Raw genomic sequence first — 1,103 nt, forward strand, 5'->3', positions numbered from 1 at the left:
TAGAGAGCTGCTTTCGCTTGAATATCGCCTCTAGGGTATCGCCTTCCACTACTGTGTAACGCTGGTCTCGAAACCGTTTTTCTTGCGATTTTTGAGGGAGATGATTATTTGTTGAATCCTGTTTTTGATCGATGAGCTCAATAGGAATGATGCGTTGATTAGTGGTAGAAGCTGATGGTGATGTAGAGCTGACACTGTACCAAAGCAAGCTTATGAGACCAATAAAACCGAAAGATACTTGAATTCGACCAATGAGCAGCTTATTAAAAGTGATTCTGTTACGTCGCATTTTTTATTCATTTTTCTTAATGAGGAAACCATCCATAGCCGATATTAAACCTTAACTCCCTCTGATATGTATTTACTATCATCGCAACGAGAATCAATATAGTTACGATATAACATATCATTCTATTCTACTTAGCTCGCATAGCAACAGTAAGATATCAATCAGTAAATTCCATTACTGGCGTGGGCTGCATATTTTGATCGACCGCTACAAACTTAAACACGCCACTGATGGCCTTGGTTCTGCCATCGTGATACATACTCTCAACCCACATTTCAACCCGTACTGTTAAGCTCGTTCGCCCCACGTCTGCGACTGAAGCAATAAGTTCGACCACACTTCCAGCCGGTACAGGATGCTCAAAGTCGATTCGGTCGCTGCTAACCGTGACTAGACGTTTGCGTGAAAAGCGGGTGGCAGAAATGAATGAAGCTTCGTCCATCCATTGCATTGCTGTGCCACCAAACAACGTATCGTGATGATTTGTCGTGTCAGGAAAAACCGCTTTAGTAATACGTGTAAGGGAGAGTTCCTTACGTTTTTCGAAAATTGAATCGTTCATTATTATCCATCAACTTTTTAGGCAACTATCAGCCAAACATCATTTACAGCGCCAACTGAACTAACATTCGAATACCTGTAATAAGCAATACAACAGCAAATACTTTTTTCAGTTTAGCCGCATCCAGTTTCGCGGCAAGCGATGCGCCAATTGGTGCAAAGAAAACAGTAAGCGGAACAATACAGATGAAACCAATCAAATTCACGAGACCATATGTACCGACAGGAGCATCGCTTGGTGTGGTTCCCAATA

At 41.9% G+C, this 1,103-nt stretch carries 2 protein-coding genes and 1 pseudogene; all 3 read right to left on the bottom strand.

Annotation, left to right across the window (positions count from 1 at the left end):
- Positions 1-289 (bottom strand): annotated as a pseudogene (locus A3739_RS31050) (hypothetical protein); the annotation flags it as partial.
- 157 nt (positions 290-446) lie between these two features.
- Positions 447-851: an acyl-CoA thioesterase gene (locus A3739_RS23885; protein WP_068480554.1), complete on the bottom strand. Its 405-nt coding sequence runs from the start codon at positions 849-851 to the stop codon at positions 447-449.
- 43 nt (positions 852-894) lie between these two features.
- Positions 895-1,103, bottom strand: a 209-nt coding sequence (locus A3739_RS23890) for a TSUP family transporter (RefSeq protein ID WP_156502800.1), incomplete at its 5' end; no start/stop codon positions are given.

Source organism: Oleiphilus sp. HI0067 (assembly GCF_001635735.1).